The sequence below is a fragment of the Shouchella hunanensis genome, from assembly GCF_028735875.1.
Classification (GTDB): domain Bacteria; phylum Bacillota; class Bacilli; order Bacillales; family Bacillaceae_D; genus Shouchella; species Shouchella hunanensis.
Map to the genome: position 1 here is coordinate 2,205,156 of NZ_CP117834.1, position 25,060 is coordinate 2,230,215.

Here is a 25,060-nt window from a genome sequence, read left to right on the forward strand (position 1 = left end):
AAATGAACAGGAAAGGGACGATGAGAAAATGAAAAACGAAATAACTGGATTTGATTCACATTTTCTATGGGGAGGCGCAACAGCTGCCAACCAAGTAGAAGGTGCATTTGATAAAGATGGAAAAGGCCTTTCAACTGCTGATATGGTCCCGTATATTCCAAAATCAAAACGGGGCATGAATATGGCGATGGATGTCACGTCAGAATACATTGAAGATGTGTTGGCTGGGAAAAGAGAAGATCGCTTCCCGAAACGAGATGGTGTTGATTTTTATCACCGTTACAAAGAAGACATTGCCCTATTTGCAGAACTAGGTTTTAAAGTATTCCGTCTGTCCATAAATTGGGCACGTATTTTTCCGAATGGAGATGATGCGGAGCCGAATGAAAAGGGATTGCAGTTTTATGAAAATGTCTTTAAAGAGTTAAAAAAATACAAGATCGAACCATTGGTTACACTTTCACATTATGAAACACCACTCGCGCTTACGCGAAAGTATAATGGGTGGTACAGTCGTGAAGTCATCGGCTTCTTTACACGTTATGCAGAAACGGTGTTTACGCGTTATAAAGACCTTGTTAAATATTGGCTAACATTTAATGAAATTAACGTTATGACGCATAGCCCTTATACAGGTGGCGGGGTTTTAATTGATCGTGTTCCGAATAAAACAAGCGACCAAATTGCTTACCAAGCGGTTCACCATCAGTTCGTAGCAAGTGCTTTAGCGACGAAATTAGCGCATGAGATTATCCCAGGGTCCCAAGTTGGTTGTATGCTGGCAAGAATGCAGACTTATCCAGTAACCAACCATCCAGACGATATTTTAAAAGCGCAACGAGATAATGATTTGAACTTGTTCTTTACAGACGTTCACGCTAAAGGTGAGTACCCTTCCTATATGAATCGGTTCTTTGCAGAGAATGAGATTGTGATTGAAAAAGAAGCAGAAGATGACACCATTTTGAAGCAGTATCCAGTCGACTTTATCTCATTCAGCTATTACATGTCTATTTCAGTTACGACCCACGGTGATCACGAGGATACGGTTGGAAACCTAGTCAAAGGTGCTGTGAAAAATCAGTATCTTGAATCATCCGATTGGGGCTGGCAAATTGATCCTAAAGGTTTACGTGTTACCCTGCGTGATTTCCACAACCGATATGGTAAACCATTATTTATTGTTGAGAACGGTTTAGGGGCGTACGACACGGTTGAAGCGGATGGCACGATAAAGGATACGTATCGAATTGATTACTTGAAGCAGCACATTGAACAGATGAAAGAGGCTGTTAAAGATGGTGTGAACTTGCTTGGGTATACGGCTTGGGGGCCAATTGATTTAATTAGTATGTCAACATCGGAAATGTCAAAGCGGTATGGCTTTATTTATGTCGATCAGGATGACGAAGGAAATGGTACGTTAAATCGCTCCAAAAAAGCTTCATTTGCTTGGTACAAAAATGTGATTGCAACGAATGGGGAAGAATTATAATAAAAGCGAAAAGGAGATAGAGGCTAATTAGCCCTTATCTCCTTTTTTTATCATCGTGCAGATAGACAACGGCTAACTGAATGCTAGAACGTCGAATGCCTCTCATTTGTTTGTACATAGATGGTTGCTAAATACTCAAGATAGTCATGTAAGGTGTCTTCGTTTTCGCTCATATTGGTCAAGATAGGGAATAATATCTCCATTTCCTCTTCAGAAGCCGTAATAATTTCATTTACAATGAAAGCTGTATCCATCATGTGAAGGTCTTGATCAATAGAAAAGCGATAGCGCTTATGTATAGTAAGTTTTTCTGCAAATAATTGCTGTAACTGTGAAGGTAAACTCATAAAATGTATCCTCCTTTTTAAAACGTAATGATTACGTTTTGTTAAGTAATAGTATACAGAAATGTGCTGTAAGAAGCAAGTAGCCTACAAAAAACAAAAAACTGCCCCTAAAAGGACAGTTTTACTTATTAAATGGCAAGTGTATCTTTATAGGTGTTACCGTCTTTCATCACAAAAGTAATGTGTTCAGGGTTCTCCAAAATGTGTATGTCATCAAGTGGATTACCGTTTACGATAATGACATCAGCCCATTTACCAGCCTCAATCGTACCTACTTTTTCTCCCCAGCCCATACATTCTGCAGCGGTTTTCGTTGACGCAACAATGGCTTCCATTGGCGACATGCCAATTTCACACATCAGACCAAGCTCTCGGAGATTAATGCCGTGTGGAAAAACACCTGCATCGGTACCCATTGCGATTTTCACACCTGCTTTGTACGCTTTTTCAATGCTTTTCTTATGAATATCAATCACTTCTTTTGACTTTTCAATGGCATAAGGAGCCATCGTGTTTGATGTTTCTGCAGCTTCTAAGACGGCGAGAGGAGCAAGCAGGGTTGGGACGAGATAGGTACCATGTTCAAGCATAAGCTCCAAGGCTTCATCGTCAATAAAAATGCCATGCTCGATGGAATGAATGCCGGCACGAACAGCGTTTTTAATCCCTTCTGCACCTTGACCGTGAGCCATTACTTTCACACCTTTACGAAACGTTGCTTCTTCGACCATCACTTCAAGTTCTTCCTGAGAGAACTGAGTGAATTCTGGATGATCGGTAGGGCTTGACACGCCACCAGTCGCATGGACTTTCACAACATCAGCTCCGGCACGCAACATTTCACGAACGGTTTTGCGTACTTCTTCACGACCGTCACATTTTCCATCAGGCATGCCAGGATAAACAGGTGGTGTCGTATCAATTCCTGAAATGTTCCAACTATCGCCGTGGCCGCCTGTAATCGTAAGAGGGTTAATGCTTACTTGCATTCTAGGACCCGCTACTAACCCGTCTTCTACGGCTTTTTTTATACCTGCATCAGCAAAACCTGCGTCGCGAACAGAAGTAATTCCTGTCTGAATCGTCGTTTCTAGTCGCTTGGCTGCTTCAAAGAATCGATACGAGAAAGGTGTTAATAACGATTCTTGCACATTTTTAATTTCAAGTGCCATATGAACGTGAGTATCAATGAGTCCTGGAAGGAGGTATTGACCACCTCCATCGATAATCGTTGCGTCTGAAGGAATGGTAATGGTTTGAGAAGTGCCTACCGCTTTAATGTGATTCTTCTCCACAAGCACAACTGCCTGTTCAATGGCGTCATTGCCTGTACCGTCAATCATTGTTACGTTTGTAATAGCTGTTATCGTCATGTAAACCGTCTCCTTTTAAAGTGTTGATATTAAAATACTTGCGATTGCTACAGAGCCGACTGTTACGGAGGTAAAGCCACCAATTAACATCGGCGCCATTAGCTCATCCATAATTCGTTGACGTTCGGCCTCGGTTCGACCTTCGCTACGACTAATCTCCTCAACGATGAGGTAATCTCCAGGGAAACCATAAAGGGCTGTAAGCACAACCGGAATCGATTTATTCGTATCCCATTTAAAAAGCTTTGCTCCGATAATGGCACCGAGCATGAGCCCAGCAATGCCGACAATCATAATAACCATAACCGGTAGTAGGGAAGCGACAATTTGATCCCAAGTGACACCGATGAGGGAATTAATGACAACGAATATTAACGCAATCATCGTGATACCTGAGCTATTTGCTTTTTCCATTGAACGTTCTGGTAAAAAGCGAAGGGCCGCTGCGGCTACACCGATAGCGAGTGCCCAAAGGCTGGCGTTAATACCTGTAAACTGTCCTAAAAAGACTGCAAGAGCACCACCTGCGAAAAGGAGAAAAATAATGACAAAATGGCTTTGCATCCATTCTTTTGGAAGCACATAGCTTTTTTCTTTTTCTGTTGAATCAGGCGCTAACCCTTGAGCAGCGTCTGCAGCGGTTTCATCCGCTCGAATTTTTTTCGCATAGCGAGCGAGAAAAATAGATGTTAACGGCATTCCAAAGAAATTTTGAATAGTAAAAACAGTAATAGGAATAGCAATAATGGCTGTTAAGCCAGCTTCTCTTAATCCATCGGCCGTTACAATATACGCAATGATTCCGCCTGTAATGGGACCGGCGCCTGCCACAGCCGTTGCATAGTCAAAAAGAAGCGTGACAATAACGATGACACCAATAACAGAAAAGGCTAAACCAATTAATGTAATCAATACAGCTTGATATTGTTTGAACATGGTTTTTAATGGAATCATTGTCCCTAAATGAACAATTAATACAGGTACAAGGACGCCGCCGACAGCAACGAATGTTGAGGCAGCAATGTACTCTTCAGGTAAGATCCCCGTTTGTAACAAAACAAACACTGTTGCGACAACCACAAGTAATGTTGGAATTCTTGCTCGAGATTTAATGGAAATGACCTCACCGATGGCAATGATCGCGATGAATAAAAGTGCTAAATAAATAGGTTGCAAACCGGTTCCTCCTCTGTCAAAGTCTTGCACTGCTCGTTGACAAAAGAGTCTGAACAAATGCTTACATCTGACTATAGTCTAAAAAGACAGACAATTCTATAGTCTTATTCGACAAAATTCACGGCTTATTTTTGTCTTTTGTGGCTAAATGAATTTATTTCTAAATAGTTTGCAATTTTTAAAGCTAAATGGGTATTAAAGGCTTCTTCTACTGTAAACCCTTTTATTTTAAGGAGTTCATAGATTTTTTTTAACCGGTACTTTACGGTATTTACATGAACGTAAAGCACAAGGGCTGTTTCTTTTAACCGCTGACCTTGTTCCATATAGACAAAGAGAGTGTTGAGTAATTCACCTGATGGGTCATGTGTCATTAGTGTGCCTAGTTTATCAAAAACGTAGTCTGTTAGTTCTTCTTTGTTCATATTCAAAAATAAGCGGTAGGGGCCAAGTGAATCAAAGTCGACCAGTTCATTCGGACGTTGTTTACGCTGCAAATAGTGAATGACCCGAACGGCTTCCATATAGGATTCTTTTAGAGCTGTTGGCTTGGATACATGGCGACCAAGACCTACATAACCAGATAGGTTCCACTTAGACTGTGTATAGGATAGCAATTCGTGTAAAAAACCCTTAATCTTTGAAGGGACAGACGCGCTTGAAAACGTAAAAAGAAACGTTAAGTCGAAATGGCGTTCATAGACAATGGTGACATCGCTTAGTTTAGATTGTTCATAATACACTTTACGCATAAGCTGTTGCTTCATACGATTATACATCGGAACCGGTACACCTGAATGCTCTAACTGTAGCTTTCCAATCACATAACGCTGATGCGAACCTGTGGGAATGTGCATGAGCAATTCTTGAGTCGGGGCTTCAGGTTCTGATGAATGAATAACCATTTCTAGCAGTCTTGCAGTATACATAAGGTCGTCTACATCTTGTTTTTCTCGTTGATGGAGCTCCATCACGAAAATAGGTAAAGCCTGTTCAATCGCTACTTGATCAAGTGGATTTAACATGGCTTCTTTACTTCCAATGATAATGAGAAGCCCAATTGGTTCTGTATCAATTTGAATTGGAAATGTGTACAGCGCTGTTTGATCGTTATCCATTGTCCATGTTTGTACACCTTGATGTTTTTCAATATAAAGTGATGTTAGCATGCTTTCTAAGAGAGTAGACGGAAGAGCAAATGGTGATCGTTCTGGATAACTAGACAATTCTTCAGCAAATTCGTTCACAACGACGACATGCTTTGATAGTAAATGAGCTAAAGCACCTGTAATGTCATTCAATCCTCCATAAGAAAGGGACACCCGAGAGAGTGCTTGGTGGATTTCTTGCGTTCGCTTATTTTGGGAATACAAGCGTGCATTTTCAACAGCAATCGATGCTTGCCGTGCAAACGTTTCTAATAGGTCGAGGTCGTTTGGCTCGAATGTATGCTTTCGTTCAAAGATATCAACCGTCAATACGCCAATACACGTCCCATCTGATAGATAGAGAGGGACAGAAAGAGCGCTAACTGGGTATGCTAACTCAGGCAAGGATTGTTCATAATATAGGGCATTTTGAGTGCTTAAGTTGGCCATGCCTGTTTTAGTGTCGTGAAGATGAGAATAAATGTTGCCTCGTTTTTGTTGAAACGTTTTACCACTCATGCCTTCCCCTGGCTTTAAGCGGACTTTTCCTAATGTTTCCATGTTGAAGCCGATTGCGCTCTCTGCATAAAGAACGTCTTGTTGTTCGTCATATAAAAATAAAACGCCAGCCGTTGAGCCATCAATGACATGTAAGGCTTCTTGTAAGAGTTGGCGTAAGACATCAGGCAATTCCCGGGTCGAGCTCAACACACGAATGGAAGCCATTAAGCTCGTTAGTTGTCGATCTGTTTTCATAGAGCATCTCCTTACTTTTGTTCTGTTAAGCATAAGGGAAGGATGAGGGATTGGCTAGTGTTTTGGCGGAGAGTAATTGTTTCCAATATCTTAATTCGAGACTACTAGATCTTAAGGGAGCAGGAATATAGAAATGATGCGACCACGCTATACTAAATAGAACAATAAGAGGAGGGATGTCATGAAACACATTTTGAAAGCGTTTGCTTTTTTGGTTGTTTTTTTATTTGGAAGCTTGATTGTGACGGGTGCTCATGGAAAGACACATGAATTGCCATTATTCTATTATGAACAAACGATCATTGATCCAGATGATCTGATGTACAATCCCACAGGAGAATATGATTTCCCGACAGTCATTCGAGCTGAAGATTATTTTGACCAACCTCTTGGAACCTATTACATGTACTATGGACCTCATGATAGACCTGGTGGTATTGCGCTTGCTTATGCGGATTCTATCAAAGGTCCTTGGATTGAATACAGTGGGAATCCAATCATCGCAAGAGATTGGCAACCGCATTACAGTGTATCCCACGTTGCTTCAGCACATCCAATTTGGAATGAAGAAGAAGAGAAGTTATTTCTCTATTTTCATGGAGAGAATTCAGTGACACGCCTTGCTACATCAGAAGACGGCATTCATTTTGATTATGAGCAAGTGGTCATTCGCACGAGTGATTATACAGAAATTAATGAAGCCTCTTATGCGCGGGTGTTCGAGCATGAACTTGAAGGGAAAGACAATCGTTACGTCATGACGTTAATGGGAAATAACAATGGCACGAGGAAAATCTATTTAGCGTGGTCGAAAGATGGACGTGAATGGGAGACACAGCAGGAACCGCTAATCTCACCTCAACCGGACCAAGGAGGGAATCTATCCGGTGCGTATTACTTTCCTTATAACGGCAATCATTACGTAACGGTTCATGGAGGATCTGGCAATCAATATGTAGTCGATGTTGGTGAAAATTTTGATCAAGAAATTCATTTAGGCGCTTATTATCAGCCGGCACAAAATGCTCCAGAGAACGGACGAGCGGCTTCTCGTTCGTATATTTATTCGGAGAATGAGCTTTACATGATCTATGAAGCAGGACAACGCGGGTCAACAAAAATTGCGCTTGCTCGTGCCATATATGATGAAGAAGTACGAGACATGGCTAAAGCTACACTACGTTCCACGGATGTAGTTGTCACTATAGGAAGCGAAATTGAGTTCGAAATAATAGCCGAACGTTACGATGGATCCCTCATTGATAAGCAGGAATTAGACGTTGAATTAACATCAAGTGATTCCTCAATCGTTCGCGTTGATCAAGGGAAGCTCTATTCAGGTTCAGAAGGATTTGCAACAGTTCAAGCCGAAGTGTATTACAAAGGAAAACGTCTTTCGACAAATTCCGTGTTATTTGAGGTTCGTGAAGGAGAGGTCTGGAATGTCATTGACGAATCCTTTGTCGATTACACGAGACGTTGGCAAGTTGCTAAGGGAAGCGCGGCTCAAGGAACCATTGAGCAAGGGGCTGGGTTCGTTGACATTCAAGAAGAGCGAAGAGGGAGCGGTTCTTTTCATTACCTCACACATAGCGGGTTTTACTTGCCTGATTTTCACTTTACCCTTGAAGCAGATCTCGCTGTTCTGGGACCAAGCCGAGGAAACGAGATGAGTATTAGACATGGCAACCAACAAAAATCAATTTTTATTCAGTATGATGGTGAGAGAGGGTGGATCCAAGACAGACTAAATCAGCCGACTGTTTCAGTGGAAATGAATCCAACTGCTCAAGCACGGTACACGCTTGTTTCAACAGGAAGAACGACGTACGACGTGTATCGTGAGGGTGAGTTTTTATTCCATTCGACATCGATCGCACAAACGGGTCAAGACCTGTTGAAAATTGGAGCGGATTCACAAGGTGATGCTGCCATGCGAGTAGAATCACTTAGAATGCAAACGAATCTTACTGAGTAAGCGAAATGGAACCTTCTGATCAAGAAGGTTCTTTTTCTATAAAAGGGAGGGATGGAAGTGTATAAAGTTGTTATTGCAGAAGATGAGAAAATGATACGAAAAGGACTGGTAACAATTGTGAATCAGCTTGTTAGGGATTTTACCGTTATTGGTGAGGCCGATAATGGCGAGACGGCGCTCCATTTGCTCGCTCATGATTGTCCTGATGTCTTGGTAACGGATATTCGAATGCCGAAACGAGATGGATTATCGTTAATGAAACAAGTCCGTGCTTATTTTCCACAGGTGCGCATTATCGTTGTCAGTGGTCACGAAGAATTTTCGTACGCTCAGCAAGCTATTCAGCACGGGGTGAGTCGCTATTTATTAAAGCCGATTGATCGAACAGAAGTGGTAGCTGCTTTCGATGAAATTAAAGCCGGATTAAGTGAGGTGGAAGAGAGCTATCACGAAGATCCGTTCATTCAGCAAGTGGATGACTATATTAAAGCGCATATAGATCAAGACATTACGTTAACAGATGTAGCTAAGCTTGTGCACTTACATCCGACTTATTTCAGTCAATGGTTTAAAGACAAGAGTGGAAAGAACTTTTCTACGTATGTCACTGAAAGAAGGTTGAAACGGGCTGAGACGTTACTTCATCAAACCAACTTGCGCATTTACGAGATAGCGAGAATGTCAGGCTATCAAAGTCAGAAACATTTTATGAAGCTATTTAAGAAAGAAAAGCAGTGTACACCGACGCAGTACAGGAAGAAAACGTTTATGCAACAAAAGTGAGGTGGGAAAAGCATGTCACTGAGACAGAAAATCATCGTGTTGTTTCTCGCTATTGTATTGGTGCCTTTAAATCTACTGGGAATGATTACCTATTCCTATTTTTCGAAAACGTTGGAGGATCAAACGTACCATTACACGGTACAAGTGATTGATCAATTGAATCAGAACGTCAATGCATTTATTGATGAAATGCACCGATTATCCCTTCTTCCTCTATACGATCGAGAAATTTTAACGATTTTAAAGAACCGAACCGAGGATTCTTATTCTTATTATCCACAAACGGAAGAACTTGAACGCATGAGTTCGTTTCTATCTACCCTCTCCTATAATCGAAAAGAGCTTTCTGGGGTTCATATTATTGCAAGAGATGGAAGTTTGTTTAGCGATCTCGGTTCACCTCGAACGGTACATCGTATTAGTGATGAATCTAGCTTCTGGCATCAGAATATTCAACAAGGAGAAGGTGCTTCTTTGCTCGTGCCTGCTCACGAGCCAGCCTATATGGTTGGGAACGAAAAGACCGTTTTCTCAGTTGGCCGCTTACTCCGAGATCCAGATGGGTTCCGTCCCCTTGGCATGATTAAAGTCGATATCGAAATGAGCTATATTGAATCCCTGTTAACAGATGTGGATTTGTCAGAAGAAGCGTCTATCACAATGGTTGATCGTCATGGACAGCTCATTTATGAAACTGGAAAAGCCATTACGCCTATTTTAAAGAAAGTAGACAAAGAGGGACAACCCCTTGTTGAACGTGAACGAGTGACGGCTGATGGCGTAAATTATTTACCGGTGCTCCGGCAATCGAGTGGAGAGGTTCAGACGATTGTGCTGTTACCAGAAAATGAAATTGTCGGTGCCTCCCAGTCACTCCGAATCGTCACCATTGGATTAATGGTAGCGGTGTCAGGGGTCATCCTTTTATTAGCGCGAGTCGCTGAGCGTTCATTAACCAAGCCAATCTTTGAGCTACGCCAAATGATGGAAAAGGCTGAAAAAGGAGAATTTCAGCACCGTATGACGCCTTCTTCGAAAGACGAGCTGGGTCAACTTGCTCTTAGCTATAATCATATGATGGAGCAGATTAACGAGCTGATTGCAAAAGTGTATCAAACCGAAATACGTGAAAAAGATGCCGAAATAAAAGCACTGCAAACGCAAATGAACCCCCACTTTATTTACAATACATTAGAACATATAAATATGATTGCGATTACAAAACATGAATACGAACTTTCCGATATGGTCGCTTCTCTCGGACGCCTTATCCGCTACAGCATCGATCAGAAAACCCGGTTTGTTCCTTTGCGAGATGAACTGTTATTCGTTAAAGCGTATATAGCCATTCAAGAAAAACGATTAGAAGGAAAAGTAACGTTTGATATCTCCATACCAGAGAAGATGTTGACGCTCTTCATCCCAAAATTGATTCTTCAACCGTTGCTTGAAAATGCCATCGTGCATGGACATCAACATGGTGAAATAAAAGGAAGAATTGGAGTAAAGGGGTGGCAAGATCACACGTTTTCTTACTTGGAAGTGAGAGATCAAGGGCAAGGAATGAAGCAGTCCATGAGTATTGGAACTGGAAACCGTGTGGCGCTTAACAATATCGCAGAGCGACTTGCGCTGCTTTTAGGAGAACAAGCTGTGCTGACCATTAAGAGCGAGGAAGGAATAGGGATGTCCGTCACAATCACTTTACCAAAGACCTGAATAAAAGATACCAAATCAAAAACGAGCACCCTCCCGAATTGTAAGCGCTTTATTTAAACTGAGAATAAGAACAAAAAAGGGGGATCTAAGATGAAAAGATGGGGTGTTAGCGCGGGATTTTTGCTTATTGTGGCAGGCTGTTCTTCCTCTGGTGGGTCGGCGACAAATGATGGAGAAGAACAAATTGAATTGACCTTTTCAACATGGGGCAATGAAAACCACATTGCCGTTTATGAAGAATTATTAGAGGCCTATTACGTCGATCATCCAAATGTAAACGTTACGATTCAAACAACACCATTTCCAGATTACCAGCAAAATATGACGGTATTAGCGGCTGGACAAGAACTTCCAGACATCGGCTGGGCGGCTGAACGGATGGTGCCACAATTTATCGAGAATAACATTCTTGCAGACATTGGGGTTCTTCGACAAGATGAATCATTTAACTTCGATGATATCTTGCCAGGCACGATTACCCAGTACGAAGTGGACGACGCCCTCTATGGTGTGCCGTTTTCTAGTCCACCTCATATCATTTATTACAATAAAACACTGTTTGAAGAAAAAGGTTTAGACACACCACAAGAACTTGAAAGTCGAGGAGACTGGACGTGGGAGGCTTTTGAAGAAGCCGCAGCTGTTATTGCCGAAGATGAAGGTGTTTACGGTGCCAATTTCTTTCGGGCTTGGGAAACGTGGGAAAACCTACTTGCTCATACGCGAGCTGAGGGAGGCGACCTTTTTAACGAAGAGACAACCGAGTTTACGTGGAACAGTGATGCTGGTATTTCGACATTAGCGATGCTCGATCGAATGATGTTTGAAGATCGCTCTCATCCACGCGCAGGCGATCAGGTTGCATTTGAAGCTGGTAATGTAGGGATGTTCTTTGATGTCTATAGCTATGTATCAACGGCTAGAGGCATTGACGCATTTGAGTGGGATATTGCGCCAGTTCCCCTTGGCTCAGCAGGGCGCTCGCCGATTCTTGGTCAGGCAGGTTATGTGATGTTTGAAGGAACCGAGCATCCAGAAGAAGCGCTTGATCTCATTCGCTACTTTGCGAGTGAAACAGGAATGGAAGCAACCTCTACTTATTTTGCACCACCACGCGCATCGGTACTTGAATCGGATGCATTTATTGAACAACCTGGTAATCCTCCTCGGGAAAGCATGGAGTCAACGATCTTAAGCTTAAGCGAGGAAGCACGTGTCTTACCGATTCACCCTGAATGGCAAAACATCGACAATCACATTCTACAAGGGTTTGACCGGTTATTTGGTCAGACTGCGGAACCAGCCGACATTCTTGAACAGATGGAAGCGAGTATTAATCCGCTGGTGCAAGAGTGAGCTGCGGAGGGATTAAGAAATGAATGTAGATACGCAACCTGAACAAAACCAAACAAAACGGCGAAAACCATTTTTCAAACAAGATACTCTCGCAGGCTGGTTGTTTCTTAGTCCAATGCTCATCGGTTTCACTGTTTTTATGTTCGTGCCAATTGGCTTTGCCTTTTATATGAGCTTTACAGACTGGCCGTTGCTTGGTCAGTCGGAGTTCATTGGAACGGCGAATTATCGAGCTATTGTCCAAGACCCAGAATTCCAACAAGTGATGGGCAATACGATTTTGTTTACTGCCGGGCTTGTGCCTTTTAATATTCTTCTTGCTCTTGGATTGGCACTGCTACTGCGCCATCCGCTACCACTGATGGGCATGTTCCGAACGATTGTCTTTGTACCGGTAGTCACAACACTTGTTGTATGGGCGATTGTCTGGCGCTATATGTTTGCGACTGATTACGGATTTATTAACTCCATCCTTGGTTGGGTTGGAGTTGAACCACAAGCATGGCTCTATAGTAAGGACTTGGCGATGCCGGCTGTTATTATCACAAGTGTGTTGAAAAATGTAGGACTAAACATGGTCCTGTTTTTAGCAGCATTACAGATGGTGCCGAAGAATTTATACGAAGCGGCACGAATCGATGGAGCAGGGAGCTGGCGTCAATTCCAGAACATTACGCTTCCCATTATTTCCCCAACCGTGTTTCTAGCAACTATTATTACAATCATTGGGGCGATGAAAATCTTCGCCCAAATCTTTGTGATGACACGTGGAGGTCCGGAAAGTAGCACGAAAGTGATCGTCTACTATATTTGGGAAAAAGCCTTTCGTCTGTTTGACATGGGCTACGCTTCAGCGGCTGCGTTTATTCTATTTTTTCTAATCTTTGCATTCACATTGATTCAATGGTGGCTACGGAAAAGGTGGGTTTACAATGAAGATTAATTCCATGTCCACACTTATTCGTTATTTGCTCTTAACAATGATCTCGGCGATTATGCTGCTTCCCTTCATTTGGATGGTAACCACGTCATTAAAAGATCCAAATCAAATTTTCTCACTGCCACCAACGTTTATTCCAAATCCGATTCAGTGGGACAGCTATATCAATGTGTTAACCAGTACGTATTTTTTGAGGCAAATGTTCAACAGCATCTACATTGGTGCCGCCGTCACAATTGGGACAGTATTCCTTGCCTCTCTAGCAGGCTATGCGTTTGCTCGGATCCCTTTTAAAGGCAGAAATCTTGTTTTTCTCGCTTTTTTAAGTGTCATGATGATCCCCGGCGAAGTCACGATTATTCCGCTTTTTCTGTTTATGAGAGAACTTGGGTGGATTGATACACATTGGCCGTTAATCATCATTCCAATCTTTGGTGCTGGTGGAGCATTTGGCATCTTTGTGATGCGCCAATTTTTTAAACAAGTTCCTGCTGAATTAGAAGATGCAGCCCGAATAGATGGCTGTTCTCGCTTTCGAATTTTCTTGCAGATTATGCTACCGCTATCAAAACCGGCATTAGCAACGGTCACCATTTTTACCTTTTTAACGAACTGGAACGAGTTTTTGGAGCCTTTAATTTTTATTAACTCAAGGGAGTTAATGACCTTGCCGCTCGCGCTCTCCTTATTTACAGATGAAGCAGGAACCGATTGGAGCTCGCTCATGAGCGCATCTGTTCTAGCGACGTTGCCTGTGCTAGTCATCTTTTTTTTCGCACAGAAGCAATTCATCGAGAGCTTAGCTATGTCTGGTTCAAAAGAATAAGAAAAACGGAGGTCCTATAAATGAGACAGATCACAGAAGTAGAAAAACAAGTGCGCGTACGAGGAGAGGCAGACGTTGTTGTATGTGGAGGAGGTCCTGCAGGAATTGGTGCTGCTTTAAGTGCTGCACGTAACGGTGCCAAAACGATTTTACTTGAATCCCACGGTTTTCTTGGCGGCATGGGAACAGCGGGGATGGTGACATCTTTCGCATATGGCTATCATGACAAAGAGCGCTTTATTACCGGTGGCATCTTTCAAGAAATTCGACAAAAGCTCTATGATAGAGGTGGTCTCATCATGACCGATCGCAAAGGCTGGGAGCCCTTTAATGCAGAGCAGTATAAGATACTTGCATTTGAGCTTCTTGCTGAAGCAGGTGTGGAGCTTCTTTGTCACACGACGATTGTTGATACGATTACGAAAGACGGCACCATCGAAGCGATTCTCATTGAAAGCAAGGCAGGTAGGGAGGCGCTGATAGCGACTCATGTTATTGATGCAACAGGTGATGGAGACGTGGCGGAACGAGCCGGGGCGACCTGCAAGATTGGTAGAGATAAAGACGGAGGTACCCAGCCCTCCTCACTCATGTACGTGCTCGGCAACGTTGATACAGCCGCTCTCGGCCATAAGCTTGACGAAGAAGGACGCCGTGGTTATTGGAAAACCGATGACGGCTATCACTATTTAAATGCAACAGGCTTCGCACGGGAAATTGAACAAGCTAAGCGAGATGGCTTTCTAACGAAAGTAAACCGAGATCATGTCGCGGCCATCTTTACCGTTCCATGGATGGACAACGTTGTCGGCATTAACTTTGGCCGAATTCAAGGAAAAAATGCCCTCGATCCGCGCGATCTGACAGATGCGGAAGTGCTCGGACGGGAACAAGTGCTAGACGGAATCGCTTTTCTAAAAGAATATGTCCCGGGCTTCGAGCGAGCAGAACTTCTGCAAACGGCGCCACAAGTAGGTATACGTGAAACGAGACGTGTTATCGGAGACTACGTTATGACACAAGAAGATATTGTCGACTTAAAGCAGTTCGACGACTGCATCGCGCAATCTTGTTACATGATTGACATTCACTCACCAGACTCAGCTACAACCGAAATCTACAAATTACCGAAAGGAACCCACTACGACATCCCCTATCGCTCACTCCTACCAAAGGGACTGAACAACCTGCTGGTTGCTGGTCGCTGCATCTCAGCGACCCACGAAGCCCTCGGCTCTTTTCGGGTTCAAGCAATCTGCCTCGCAATCGGTGAAGCTGCTGGAGCAGCCGCCACTCTTGCTGTAAAAGAATCTTGCACTCCACGAGAGATTAACGTGAAGCAGTTGCAAGACACGCTGGTTGGACAAGGTGCGATATTGAGTTAATGGAGGAGACCCCTGCGCGAGGTCTAAATAGAGAGAACCCCTTTTTGCTACTAAAGGGGTTCTTTTTTTTCGTGTACACTTTTTACTATAGTCTGTAGGGAACAAATAATCTAGTAAACGTAATTTGACTTTAATAGACAGTTTCTTTATGTTCCTATAAAATGGAAAAGAAAAAAGTGAATGGTAGCTATTGAATGAACATTGCAAAAACCATAAGTAGAAAAGGAGGGTCGTTTTTACTGTGGCTGACTTGACGAAAATTCTTAATTTGCAAACGAAACTTGGCACGATGCGCACACAGCTCGGAAATACAGAAGATAAGATTGAGCGGTTAAAAAAAGCAAAAAATGCCCTAAGCACTGAACAAGAAATGCTCCATAACCATAAAGCGAGAATGAACGAGCCAGAGATTGATGGCAACGCTTGGCGCGGCAATGCAGCATCCGAGCATGAGGATATTCGAAGTGAGATGCACGCATCGTACGTAGATGCGCAGGATCGTGCTGAGGGAATGCTTAGCTCTATCGAATCAGAAATTTCCAATCTGCAAGGTGAAGCGTCTAGGTGCTTAACCTCTATACTAACAATGGAAACGTCTTTGCAAACATTGCGAAACCGTCTATCAACGTAAATCGAGAGGAGATCCCCTTATGCCTGAAATTAAAGTGAATGAAGAAGAAATACTAAGCGTATTAAGTGAAGCAGGTGAAAAAGCAAGTTTCATAGTTTCAGATAGTGAACCGGCGATTGAGACATCATCGATGGCCTTTCTTACAAAACTGGTCGAGTTCGAAAGTGGATACGCTAATCAACTTAAGGCGTTTTTAGATGTGTTCAAAAGCGTGCAACAAGAAAGTGAGGAGCTTATTAAAACATACGGAGAAGTCGATCGCTCACTCGCAAGCCATAGATAATGATAGGAAAGGATGCCGAATGAATGAAGGTTCTTGATGTACAAGAAGTGATGGATGCGATTGACAAAATCAAAATTTCCAAGCAACAGGATTCTGATAACATTGAAAGCTTGCGAGCGAGCATCCAGAAGATTGAACAACTAGAGACCTTGCAAGGCAAAGGCGGAGAGGCGTTAAAAGACCATTTTAGGAGGCTTCATTTACCTGTTCTCGAAGCGTTTCATTTACTCATTCGTCAATACATGGAACAATTAGATAGAGTAAAATCGAACTTACTAGGCTTTGAATCAAGCTCGGCCATCGTTAGGGAGGAGTTTCTTTCTGGTGAGCTAAAAAACGGGCTCGATCGCATCGCCACAACGGCAACAGAGGATGCCAACGAAATTGAATCAATCCGCACATCCATTAGTGATATTCTCCCGCTTACGCCTTTTTCAATGGAAGGGGTCTTAAGACAGGTAGACCGTGGCAAAGACCACGCAAAAGAAACGATTGAGACATTACACGCCCTCGACGAACAAAATGAAGCATTGCTAGCCCAAGCTGAAAGCACGCTCCGAGAAGTAACGAACGTCGTCTCTCAAGTCGCAAACTGGTCGAGCGGCGGGGCAATTCTATCAGCAGAAACGCTTGCCGAAGTCGATGCGAATGTAGAGGCTTTATACGCGAACCTCGTTACCGAAGCGATCCAGATGACGCCACCAGATCCATTTGACCTGACAGGACATGAAAGCGTGATGTACCAGACAGCGTTACCACTTGAGTTCCTCTACACTGGTGCCTATGCCAACATCCCAGGTGGACTCGAGGCAATGAGCTGGTATTACATGAATCAGTTCCCAGTTAGTGCGATGATGAATAACGAACAAGCGATTCAGGCATGCGTGGCGCCCCCAGTCGAGCAAGACGTGGATGAAGGCGGGGGATGGTTGAATGCAACGTTCAACTTTTTTAAAGGGCTAGGAAGCGGAGCTGTAAATGCCGTAGGAGATGCGGTTGAAGGTGTTGTTGATGTCGTTACTGACCCAATAGGGTTCATTACTGATACGGCTGAATTTATTGGTGCGATTGTGGATGATCCTGCGTTGGTAGGGGAAATCGCAACTGAACTATGGCACGCATTTGAGGACGATGTGATTAATGGAGATGCTCAAAGTAGAGGCGAGTGGACTGGCTATGCTCTTGGGCTCGTTGGAACAGCGGTTGTCGGCGATAAAGGTGTCTCGAAAATAGCGAATAGCGGCCAACTCGCCAAGTTAGGGAGAATCGGTGGCAAGGACGGCTACAAAACCCGGCATGAAATCGAATTGCGACTAGCAACGCAAACGCCTCCAACCCGACCGAGCTTGCGAACTTCTATGAGTAACACGCGAACTAGAGGAGTACAAGCACTCAACACCTATGCAAAAAACATGAAAATGAGCGCTACAATAGCCACTGGCCAAGCGAGCATTGCCGTAAAAGGCGCCACTGGGCAAGTGAAAGATCGCTTTGTTCGTGGGATGGATAATCTCCAAACCAACCTCAATGGCAATACGCCTGCTCTTGCGCCAGCCGGAGGCCCAGTGAACCATGTGCCATATAATGCGATGGATTCGCGGAAGATTCAACAAGATGTTGGCGGGGTAAAGCAGGAGCAGTTGAGGAAGATTGAGGTAGGCAGTGGGGTAGAAGGTCCTAAAATACTCAACAATGGTAAATCATTGGACGAAATGGCTAAAATATACGCAGGAATGGTTATGTCCAATAAGAAGTGGTCATGGAATAAAGATGTGGAGAATGGTAAATCTTTATCCATTAAAGAGAAAAAGCTTATAAAAGAAAAAGCGATTGTGATGAATGCTATACCGAAAGTAGAAGTGAAGAGAGTTCATGGAATGAAATTTGGTTTTGCGGATTTTAAAAGTGCAGGATTGGTTTTAGAAACTAAATATCTACCTGAAAAATTATGGAAAACTTCTGACGTTGAACAATTTAATTGGTTGGATTCAGCTGTAGGTGGAAGAATTGCTGGAACGACATGGCATCATTCTGAAATTCCAGGGGAAATGCAGCTTGTTGAAACTGGTATACACGATATAATACCTCATAACGGGGGGAGAACAAAAGGAATGTGGGCTGATGCACCTAGGTAAGTGTTGTGTTAAATCTTTGTTATTTAAATTTACAGTTTTATAAACCTATAGTTAAGGGGTGTTTCATGTGAAGATTAAAGAAGAATCAATTGTAAAGCCTAGACCAACATTAGATCTACTAAATGAGGAGGAGAATATCTGGAATGTGGAACTTCCTAATGATTATAAGAAATTCTTAATCAATTATAATGGTGGTATTCCAGAACAAAATTCATTTAATGTTCAATCTCGTACCTATGCTATTGATCGATTTTTATGTGTTCTTGAGGAAAGTGATGAGAATGTTGAAAGTATTTACGATATAGATGTAACCTTGACAAGAATTGAAGAACGTTTAACAACAAATGAAGACTTGGTTGGGGTTGAACTTTTACCAATTGCAATTTTGTTTAATGGTGACTATGTATGCCTAGACTACAAAAATGTTAATAAGGAACCTCGTGTTTGCTTATGGAATCATGAGGAATCTGGGGAGCTTGATCCGATAACTTATCATGTCGCAAATAATTTTAATGAATGGATTAATTCATTAAAATAGCAGGAAAAGGGTTTGTTTTTTACAGGAGTAAGCGAAATACTTATGCCCAAAGAAAAGTTGGTGGTCAATGAATGAAGAAGAGTATTCTAGATTATGGAACAATCTTTTAGATACAATGCAAGAGTTAAAGAAAGCGTTTGTTGCAAACAAGCAGGAACCTAGGACAAATTTCACAATGCTTGTAGATAATACAGGAAAAATAAACATTGATTCTAGTTATGAAGATTTGTCTAATAGAGATCCTCATGTTAAAGCTCGACCTTTTACAACCATTGCTTCTAGTAGCAATGGTTGTTTCTCTTGAGACCGTAGCTTGCAAAGCTTGGACAAGTCGGTGGCAAGGACGGCTACAAAAGCCGGTATGAAATGGAATTACGATTGGCTGCGCAAACAACGTTTTTGATATCTTGGAAGGGGAAATACCAAAAGAGTTCAATTCGATTCCAAATGACCATGGTGGGAATGAAATTCTGATTGGAGTAAGTGGCGAAAGTAATCTTAATACGATCTTAAGCCATAGCCAAATAGCTCTAGGCTATGGCTTTTTCTGACGTACTTGTAGCTTAGAACACAAACGTGTTTAAAATTCGTGGAGGATAGCCCTTTCTGAAGGTAAATCTGTTGAAGTTCAAATCACTCCTATTTACAATGAACGTTCAAAGAGACCTACCTCTTTCGATATTGAATATAAAATAGATGGCAAAAGATTTGAAGATAACCTAACAAACTATTGATAGTGGAGGAATCACAATGAACGAGAAAATGTCTCGAGTGTTTATCGGAATAATGGCTTATGAGTAAAAGAGTCCACATAAAGAAGGTTGTAAATCAAGACTATTCATAGCCACAAAGAAAAGCAGCCATTGGCTGCTTTTCTGTTGCGTTCATTTTGCTTGTTCTTTTGATTTCTTTGACTTTCTCGTAGTTCAGAACCAGCTTTTTATCCTCCCGCCCAAACCGTTACTCCTGCAGCATCTTTTTTAAGAAGCGTTCCGAACCCGCGCCACTCCGCTAATTATCAAAAACAACACATCCACAACATAATCAACATATCGGAATTGTTAAACCTACATAAATGAAAGCGTATTCAAAGATAAGAAGCTTCAAATGAGAATGTTACATATTGATACAATTTCAAGCGGAGTGCTACGATTGGAACAATTTAAGACGAAGGAGGAAATGGATGGGACTACAAACAAAAAAGCTGGTTTCTCACCAGACGAGCGCTCCGCCCCCGATCATAAAGAGGAAAAAGAACAGAAAAATTTTGCAAAATTGGCAACTATATATTTTTATACTGCCAGCTTTTTTATATTTTTTTATCTTCCATTATATACCTCTTTACGGTGTGCAAATTGCTTTTAAGGATTTTACACCAACAGCAGGTATAACAGGAAGTGAATGGGTTGGCTTTAAGCATTTTATCCGCTTTTTTGATTCCTATTATTTTTGGGATTTAATTCGCAATACACTGGGCATTAGTGTATACGAATTAATTGTTGGTTTTCCACTACCAATTATTTTGGCGTTATTATTAAATGAGGCAAAGGATAACTTTTTTAAACGTTCGGTTCAGACCGTCACGTATGCACCGCATTTTATATCCGTGGTTGTCATTGCGGGAATGGTCATTGCTTTTCTTTCACCTGTTACCGGTGTTATTAATCATTTTGTTCAATTTCTAGGGTTTGAGCCAATTGCCTTTATGACAGATCCTGCTTGGTTTAAAACCGTATATGTATTATCTGGCGTATGGCAAAGTACGGGCTGGGGAACGATCATTTATTTGGCAGCGCTTTCTGGAGTGGACCCCCAGCATCATGAAGCGGCTATCGTGGAAGGGGCAAATCGATTACAGCGCATTTGGCATATTAACATCCCATTTATTTTCCCGACAATGGTTATTTTACTAATCATGAACGTTGGTAGCATTATGGCAATGGGCTTTGAAAAAATTCTCTTACTTCAAAATCCTTTAAATCTAGAGTCTTCAAATGTCATCGCAACGTTCGTTTACAAAGCAGGTTTACTTGATGCGCAATATAGTTTTGCATCTGCGGTAGGTCTCTTTAACGCAGTGATCAATGCCATTTTACTTATCGTTGTGAACCAAATTGCGAGAAAAACGAGTGAAACAAGTCTGTGGTAGGAGGGTACAGTCATGAATACGAAAATCAGAGAAACCAAAGTTGATAAAGTATTTAAAGCCTTTGTTTACTTCTGTTTAACAGTGGCGCTGGCTGTTGTTCTTTATCCTCTTATCTATATTATTAGTGCATCCATTAGTAGTCCAACTTCCGTCAATAGTGGGCAGATGTGGCTTTTCCCCATTGATATAACGTTTGCTGGGTACGAGATGATTTTTCAAAATAGTGAGATTTGGAGAGGGTATTTAAACACGATACTTTACACAACCCTTGGAACGTTTATTAACCTAGCTGTGACAATACCAGCGGCATACGCCTTATCAAGAAGAGATTTTTTTGGCAGAGGCTTCTTTACAGGGATGTTTGTTCTGACGATGTTTTTCAGTGGCGGACTAATCCCAACTTACCTTGTTGTTAGGGATCTTGGTATGATTGATACGATTTGGGCGATGGTCTTGCCGAATGCCGCAGCAGTATGGAATATTATTATTGCCCGGGTGTTCTTTCAAATGACCATACCGAAAGGGTTAGAAGAAGCAGCGAAGATTGATGGCGCTTCTAATTTCAAACTATTCTTCAAAATCATTCTGCCTCTATCTGCTCCTATTATTGCGGTCATGGCGTTGTTTTATGGAGTCGGTCATTGGAATGGTTACTTTAATGCACTCATTTACTTATCTGATCGGAATTTATATCCCCTTCAGATGGTATTAAGGGAGATTCTTGTGTTAAATGAAATGTCTTCAAACAATACAGAAATAACTGGCGAGATGGCCCAAGCTTTACACAGCCGACAACAGCTTTCTGCCATTGTAAAGTACGGTGTGATGATCGTATCTACACTTCCAATCATCATTGTCTACCCGTTTCTACAACGTTATTTCGTAAAGGGTGTAATGATCGGGTCCTTAAAGGGTTAAAAGCAATTGTTTTTATAAAAAACGAGAGGGGTTTTGAAATGAAGAAAACATTAAAGCTGTGCTTAACAGGACTTTGTTGTGTAGGATTTGTTGCTGCTTGTAGTTCGAGTGATACGGATGGAGACTCGACCTCTAATACGAATCCTGATGTTGAAGTAAGTAAAGAGGGCTTTCCTATCGTTGAAGAGGAAATTACATTATCGCTCATGGCACCTGGTACAGGACTTGCTGAGTGGAAAGACATGCCGACTTTGCAAGAGTACTCAGAAATGACGAATATCTCGTTTGAGTACACGACGCCCCCAATGAGTGATTTTGCAACACGATTAAACCTTGCGTTTGCCAGTGGCGATGTGGCTGATATTATTTATGGCGCAGGCACATCAAACTTAACACCAGGAATGGAAGTGGATTATGGGAGACAAGGAATCCTAATTCCACTTGAAGATCTTATTGCTGAATATGCGCCAAATATTCAACGGTTATTAGATGAAAATCCTGACATTGCTCGTTCAATTACAACGGTTGATGGTCATATTTATTCGTTACCGGTCATTAATCAGCACCCGAATTCAAGCTGGGCTGTGCCAATGTGGTACAACGGTGAGTGGCTAGATGCCCTTGATGCAGAAGTGCCTACAACAACAGATGAGTTATATGATTTGCTTGTCCGTTTTAGAGATGAAGACCCGAATGGTAATGGAGAAGCCGACGAGATTCCGTTGCTTGATGTTCAAATGAATAGTACGCGTTTAGCATTTCTCGGGGCATTTGGTATGAAGGCTTGGGGAATTGAAGAAGTGGATGGGGAAGTACGGTATGCCCCTCATACGGAAAACTATAAGGAATACTTGACGTACATGAATAAATTGTTTGAAGAGGGACTTCTTGATCCGGAAACATTTTCTCAGTCTGATGAGCAAAAGAAAGCAAAAGGACAAGAAAACAGACTTGGTTTATTCCCGGATTGGTTCTCGTTCTTTACGACTGGTCAATCAGAAGATGAAGCTATGAACAATCCAATGTTTCATGCGTTATCTAGTCCTATAACTGATGAACCACTTATTCCAATTAATCCAGGCATTACAAGAGGGACGTTTGCGATTACAAGTAATAATGAATACCCAGAAGCTTCTATTCGATGGGTTGACTACTTCTATTCGGATGAAGGATCTGAATTCTTAGATCATGGACCGGAAGGCTATCTTTTTGAGCGTGATGAAGATGGAAATAAAGTGAAGCTTGATCCGCCACCTCAATTCGATAGTGCAGAGGATTACCGTGGGACATTAACTCCGGCCTATGGTATCCCAACACCAACACTAGTAAAACGAGTCGAAGGTGTTGAAGTGAGCGAATTTGATCAGTTTCTCGATGCTGAAACAGAAGAAAAAATTGGACCTTATGGTGAAGTGCCGATTCCTCTCCTTTATTTAACGAATGAGGAGCAAGAAATCGTCAATACGATTGAAGTAGACCTTAAATCATATGTAGAACAGTTAGAGGCACGGTTTATTACGGGCGTGGAACCTCTATCAAACTGGGATAAATATGTGGATACCATTGAAAGTATGAACATTGAAGAATACATTGAGATTTATCAAGTCGCCTATGATCGTTGGGCAAGTAGCTAATTAAAAATGAAGCTCGTATTAAACTTGAGTTCAAGTCGTATACGAGCTTTTTCTCATAAAAAGGAGGAATGGAGATGACGGATAACCTCTACGAATTAACAGAAGGTGTACATCATTACAGTAAAGAAGAGAGCTATGTGGAGCCGAAAGAGGTAGCGTTACAAGCGCAATTGGAATGGTTTAAAGATCAAAAGATTGGACTGATGATGCACTGGGGACCGTATGCACAGCTTGGTGTCGTTGAGTCATGGGCACTAAGTGATGAGGATGCGGAGTGGTCGAGAGAAGAAATTGATTGGGAGCACGATCCAAAATCATTAAAGCAACAGTACGTTGCGTTAAACAAAACCTTTAATCCAATTCGATTCCAGCCTGATGCTTGGGCGGATTTAGCAAAGGAAACTGGATTTAAATATCTTGTGTTTACAACAAAACATCACGATGGTTTTGCGATGTGGGATACAAAGACAACAGAGTATAAAGTCACAGGTTCAGCTTGTCCGTTTCATCGGCATCCTTATGCTGACGTATGTAAGCAGCTTTTTGATGCGTTTAGAGCTAGAGGGTTGGGAATATCAGCGTATTTTTCAAAAGCTGATTGGCATGTTCCATCGTACTGGACTCCGAATAAGACAGGTGATGCATACACGAGGCGGGGACCTTCTTACGATCCACAGGATCATCCAGCATTATGGGAACAATTTGTCCAATTTACCCACGAACAAATCCTAGAACTGTTAACGAACTACGGCAGAATCGACATGCTTTGGCTGGATGCAGGATGGGTATCGCCCAAAAACAACCAAGACATTCGATTAGGAGAAGTGGTAGAGAAGGCGAGGGAATCCCAACCTTGGCTTCTTGCGGCTGATCGCACAGTCGGCGGCCCATATGAAAATATATTGACGCCTGAACAAATGGTTCCTAAGGACCCAATTCATGTCCCTTGGGAAAGTTGTATAACGATGGGGAGTGCTTTTTCATTTCGATATGAAGATGACTATAAATCAGGTAGAGCGCTTGTTCATTTATTAATAGAGATCGTGTCTAAGGGTGGGAATTTAGCGTTAAATGTTGCACCACAGCCGGATGGCCGCCTGCCTAGAGGTGCAGTTAAGCGTATGAAGGAATTAGGTGCTTGGCTACAGCAATATGGTGAGGCTATCTATGAAACAAGAACAGTGTCCCCCTACTATTTAGAAAACATGGCCTTTACAGCGAAGGGGAATATCGTTTATTGCTTTGTTCTCATTCATACGAAAGAAGATCTAAACGGTGGTTCATTAACGATTCCTTATGAAGGTGCTGTTGAACAAGTAGAGTTGATGAATAACGGTCAAGTATTGTCTTTTCATAGAGTTGAGAACGAGTTGGTTGTAATCCGACCAAAATGGGAAGGCGATCATGACCTTCCATACGCATACGTATTTAAATTAACGATCGATCTCTAATAAAGCGAGAGAAGGAATGGTAGATATGCAGCGCTTACG

Annotated in this window: 22 protein-coding genes; 18 read left to right on the forward strand and 4 right to left on the reverse strand. The window is 42.2% G+C overall.

Features of this window, described 5'->3' with window-relative positions:
* Positions 1-28: 28 nt before the first annotated feature.
* Positions 29-1,495, forward strand: coding sequence for a glycoside hydrolase family 1 protein (locus PQ477_RS11250; RefSeq protein ID WP_055735543.1), 1,467 nt, complete (start codon positions 29-31; stop codon positions 1,493-1,495).
* An 83-nt stretch (positions 1,496-1,578) separates the two neighbouring features.
* Here the strand turns inward: PQ477_RS11250 and PQ477_RS11255 are convergent, their stop codons facing one another.
* From PQ477_RS11255 to PQ477_RS11270, 4 genes are all read right to left on the reverse strand, one after another.
* A complete protein-coding gene (locus tag PQ477_RS11255) occupies positions 1,579-1,842 on the reverse strand; it encodes a hypothetical protein (protein ID WP_035396283.1) in 264 nt (87 codons plus the stop codon).
* Between the two features lie 128 nt (positions 1,843-1,970).
* Positions 1,971-3,215, reverse strand: coding sequence for a metal-dependent hydrolase family protein (locus tag PQ477_RS11260; protein ID WP_144557970.1), 1,245 nt, complete (start codon positions 3,213-3,215; stop codon positions 1,971-1,973).
* A gap of 15 nt (positions 3,216-3,230) precedes the next feature.
* The gene (locus tag PQ477_RS11265; protein ID WP_035396285.1) at positions 3,231-4,391 is read right to left on the reverse strand and encodes a hypothetical protein; all 1,161 of its coding nucleotides are present in this window, start codon (positions 4,389-4,391) and stop codon (positions 3,231-3,233) included.
* A gap of 125 nt (positions 4,392-4,516) precedes the next feature.
* Positions 4,517-6,295: a helix-turn-helix domain-containing protein gene (locus tag PQ477_RS11270; RefSeq protein WP_274271844.1), complete on the reverse strand. Its 1,779-nt coding sequence runs from the start codon at positions 6,293-6,295 to the stop codon at positions 4,517-4,519.
* A gap of 181 nt (positions 6,296-6,476) precedes the next feature.
* Here PQ477_RS11270 and PQ477_RS11275 point away from each other — a divergent pair, with 181 nt between their 5' ends.
* The 17 genes from PQ477_RS11275 (at position 6,477) to PQ477_RS11350 (ending at position 25,021) form a co-directional block, all read left to right on the forward strand.
* Entirely contained in the window at positions 6,477-8,273 is a 1,797-nt protein-coding gene (locus PQ477_RS11275) for a glycoside hydrolase family protein (RefSeq protein ID WP_274271845.1), read from the forward strand.
* Positions 8,274-8,330: 57 nt separating this feature from the next.
* A complete protein-coding gene (locus tag PQ477_RS11280) occupies positions 8,331-9,056 on the forward strand; it encodes a response regulator transcription factor (protein WP_035396290.1) in 726 nt (241 codons plus the stop codon).
* Positions 9,057-9,068: 12 nt separating this feature from the next.
* A complete protein-coding gene (locus tag PQ477_RS11285) occupies positions 9,069-10,775 on the forward strand; it encodes a cache domain-containing sensor histidine kinase (RefSeq protein WP_274271847.1) in 1,707 nt (568 codons plus the stop codon).
* A 90-nt stretch (positions 10,776-10,865) separates the two neighbouring features.
* The gene (locus PQ477_RS11290) at positions 10,866-12,131 is read left to right on the forward strand and encodes an ABC transporter substrate-binding protein (protein WP_274271848.1); all 1,266 of its coding nucleotides are present in this window, start codon (positions 10,866-10,868) and stop codon (positions 12,129-12,131) included.
* A 19-nt stretch (positions 12,132-12,150) separates the two neighbouring features.
* Positions 12,151-13,074, forward strand: a complete 924-nt coding sequence (locus PQ477_RS11295) for a carbohydrate ABC transporter permease (protein ID WP_055735551.1) — start codon at positions 12,151-12,153, stop codon at positions 13,072-13,074.
* Positions 13,064-13,897, forward strand: a complete 834-nt coding sequence (locus tag PQ477_RS11300; RefSeq protein ID WP_035396296.1) for a carbohydrate ABC transporter permease — start codon at positions 13,064-13,066, stop codon at positions 13,895-13,897. Before PQ477_RS11295 ends, PQ477_RS11300 begins: the two co-directional genes overlap by 11 nt.
* 20 nt (positions 13,898-13,917) lie before the next feature.
* Entirely contained in the window at positions 13,918-15,282 is a 1,365-nt protein-coding gene (locus tag PQ477_RS11305; protein ID WP_274271849.1) for an FAD-dependent oxidoreductase, read from the forward strand.
* Positions 15,283-15,523: 241 nt separating this feature from the next.
* Positions 15,524-15,913, forward strand: coding sequence for a DUF5082 domain-containing protein (locus PQ477_RS11310; protein WP_274271850.1), 390 nt, complete (start codon positions 15,524-15,526; stop codon positions 15,911-15,913).
* A 19-nt stretch (positions 15,914-15,932) separates the two neighbouring features.
* On the forward strand, positions 15,933-16,196 hold the full coding sequence (locus PQ477_RS11315; RefSeq protein WP_274271851.1) for a YwqI/YxiC family protein: 264 nt from the start codon (positions 15,933-15,935) through the stop codon (positions 16,194-16,196).
* A 23-nt stretch (positions 16,197-16,219) separates the two neighbouring features.
* Positions 16,220-18,331: a T7SS effector LXG polymorphic toxin gene (locus PQ477_RS11320; RefSeq protein ID WP_274271852.1), complete on the forward strand. Its 2,112-nt coding sequence runs from the start codon at positions 16,220-16,222 to the stop codon at positions 18,329-18,331.
* A gap of 67 nt (positions 18,332-18,398) precedes the next feature.
* Positions 18,399-18,869 (forward strand): SMI1/KNR4 family protein, encoded by a 471-nt coding sequence (locus PQ477_RS11325; protein WP_035398313.1) that lies wholly within the window; start codon positions 18,399-18,401, stop codon positions 18,867-18,869.
* Positions 18,870-18,936: 67 nt separating this feature from the next.
* Complete coding sequence (locus PQ477_RS11330) at positions 18,937-19,173, forward strand: immunity protein YezG family protein (protein WP_274271853.1); 237 nt, start codon at positions 18,937-18,939, stop codon at positions 19,171-19,173.
* 292 nt (positions 19,174-19,465) lie between these two features.
* The gene (locus tag PQ477_RS20930) at positions 19,466-19,603 is read left to right on the forward strand and encodes a DNA/RNA non-specific endonuclease (protein ID WP_081762420.1); all 138 of its coding nucleotides are present in this window, start codon (positions 19,466-19,468) and stop codon (positions 19,601-19,603) included.
* Positions 19,604-20,052: 449 nt separating this feature from the next.
* Positions 20,053-21,018, forward strand: a complete 966-nt coding sequence (locus PQ477_RS11335) for an ABC transporter permease (RefSeq protein ID WP_055735556.1) — start codon at positions 20,053-20,055, stop codon at positions 21,016-21,018.
* Positions 21,019-21,030: 12 nt separating this feature from the next.
* The gene (locus tag PQ477_RS11340) at positions 21,031-21,936 is read left to right on the forward strand and encodes a carbohydrate ABC transporter permease (RefSeq protein WP_038476892.1); all 906 of its coding nucleotides are present in this window, start codon (positions 21,031-21,033) and stop codon (positions 21,934-21,936) included.
* 38 nt (positions 21,937-21,974) lie between these two features.
* Positions 21,975-23,570: an extracellular solute-binding protein gene (locus PQ477_RS11345; protein WP_274271855.1), complete on the forward strand. Its 1,596-nt coding sequence runs from the start codon at positions 21,975-21,977 to the stop codon at positions 23,568-23,570.
* Between the two features lie 74 nt (positions 23,571-23,644).
* Positions 23,645-25,021, forward strand: coding sequence for an alpha-L-fucosidase (locus PQ477_RS11350; protein WP_274271856.1), 1,377 nt, complete (start codon positions 23,645-23,647; stop codon positions 25,019-25,021).
* The last annotated feature ends 39 nt before the right edge of the window (positions 25,022-25,060 follow it).

Coding starts and splice junctions, on each gene's coding strand:
- PQ477_RS11250 (WP_055735543.1), top strand. CDS start 29: ATGAAAAACGAAATAACTGGATTTGATTCACATTTTCTATGGGGAGGC.
- PQ477_RS11255 (WP_035396283.1), bottom strand. CDS start 1,842: ATGAGTTTACCTTCACAGTTACAGCAATTATTTGCAGAAAAACTTACT.
- PQ477_RS11260 (WP_144557970.1), bottom strand. CDS start 3,215: ATGACGATAACAGCTATTACAAACGTAACAATGATTGACGGTACAGGC.
- PQ477_RS11270 (WP_274271844.1), bottom strand. CDS start 6,295: ATGAAAACAGATCGACAACTAACGAGCTTAATGGCTTCCATTCGTGTG.
- PQ477_RS11275 (WP_274271845.1), top strand. CDS start 6,477: ATGAAACACATTTTGAAAGCGTTTGCTTTTTTGGTTGTTTTTTTATTT.
- PQ477_RS11285 (WP_274271847.1), top strand. CDS start 9,069: ATGTCACTGAGACAGAAAATCATCGTGTTGTTTCTCGCTATTGTATTG.
- PQ477_RS11290 (WP_274271848.1), top strand. CDS start 10,866: ATGAAAAGATGGGGTGTTAGCGCGGGATTTTTGCTTATTGTGGCAGGC.
- PQ477_RS11295 (WP_055735551.1), top strand. CDS start 12,151: ATGAATGTAGATACGCAACCTGAACAAAACCAAACAAAACGGCGAAAA.
- PQ477_RS11300 (WP_035396296.1), top strand. CDS start 13,064: ATGAAGATTAATTCCATGTCCACACTTATTCGTTATTTGCTCTTAACA.
- PQ477_RS11305 (WP_274271849.1), top strand. CDS start 13,918: ATGAGACAGATCACAGAAGTAGAAAAACAAGTGCGCGTACGAGGAGAG.
- PQ477_RS11315 (WP_274271851.1), top strand. CDS start 15,933: ATGCCTGAAATTAAAGTGAATGAAGAAGAAATACTAAGCGTATTAAGT.
- PQ477_RS11320 (WP_274271852.1), top strand. CDS start 16,220: ATGAAGGTTCTTGATGTACAAGAAGTGATGGATGCGATTGACAAAATC.
- PQ477_RS11330 (WP_274271853.1), top strand. CDS start 18,937: ATGAATGAAGAAGAGTATTCTAGATTATGGAACAATCTTTTAGATACA.
- PQ477_RS11335 (WP_055735556.1), top strand. CDS start 20,053: ATGGGACTACAAACAAAAAAGCTGGTTTCTCACCAGACGAGCGCTCCG.
- PQ477_RS11340 (WP_038476892.1), top strand. CDS start 21,031: ATGAATACGAAAATCAGAGAAACCAAAGTTGATAAAGTATTTAAAGCC.
- PQ477_RS11345 (WP_274271855.1), top strand. CDS start 21,975: ATGAAGAAAACATTAAAGCTGTGCTTAACAGGACTTTGTTGTGTAGGA.
- PQ477_RS11350 (WP_274271856.1), top strand. CDS start 23,645: ATGACGGATAACCTCTACGAATTAACAGAAGGTGTACATCATTACAGT.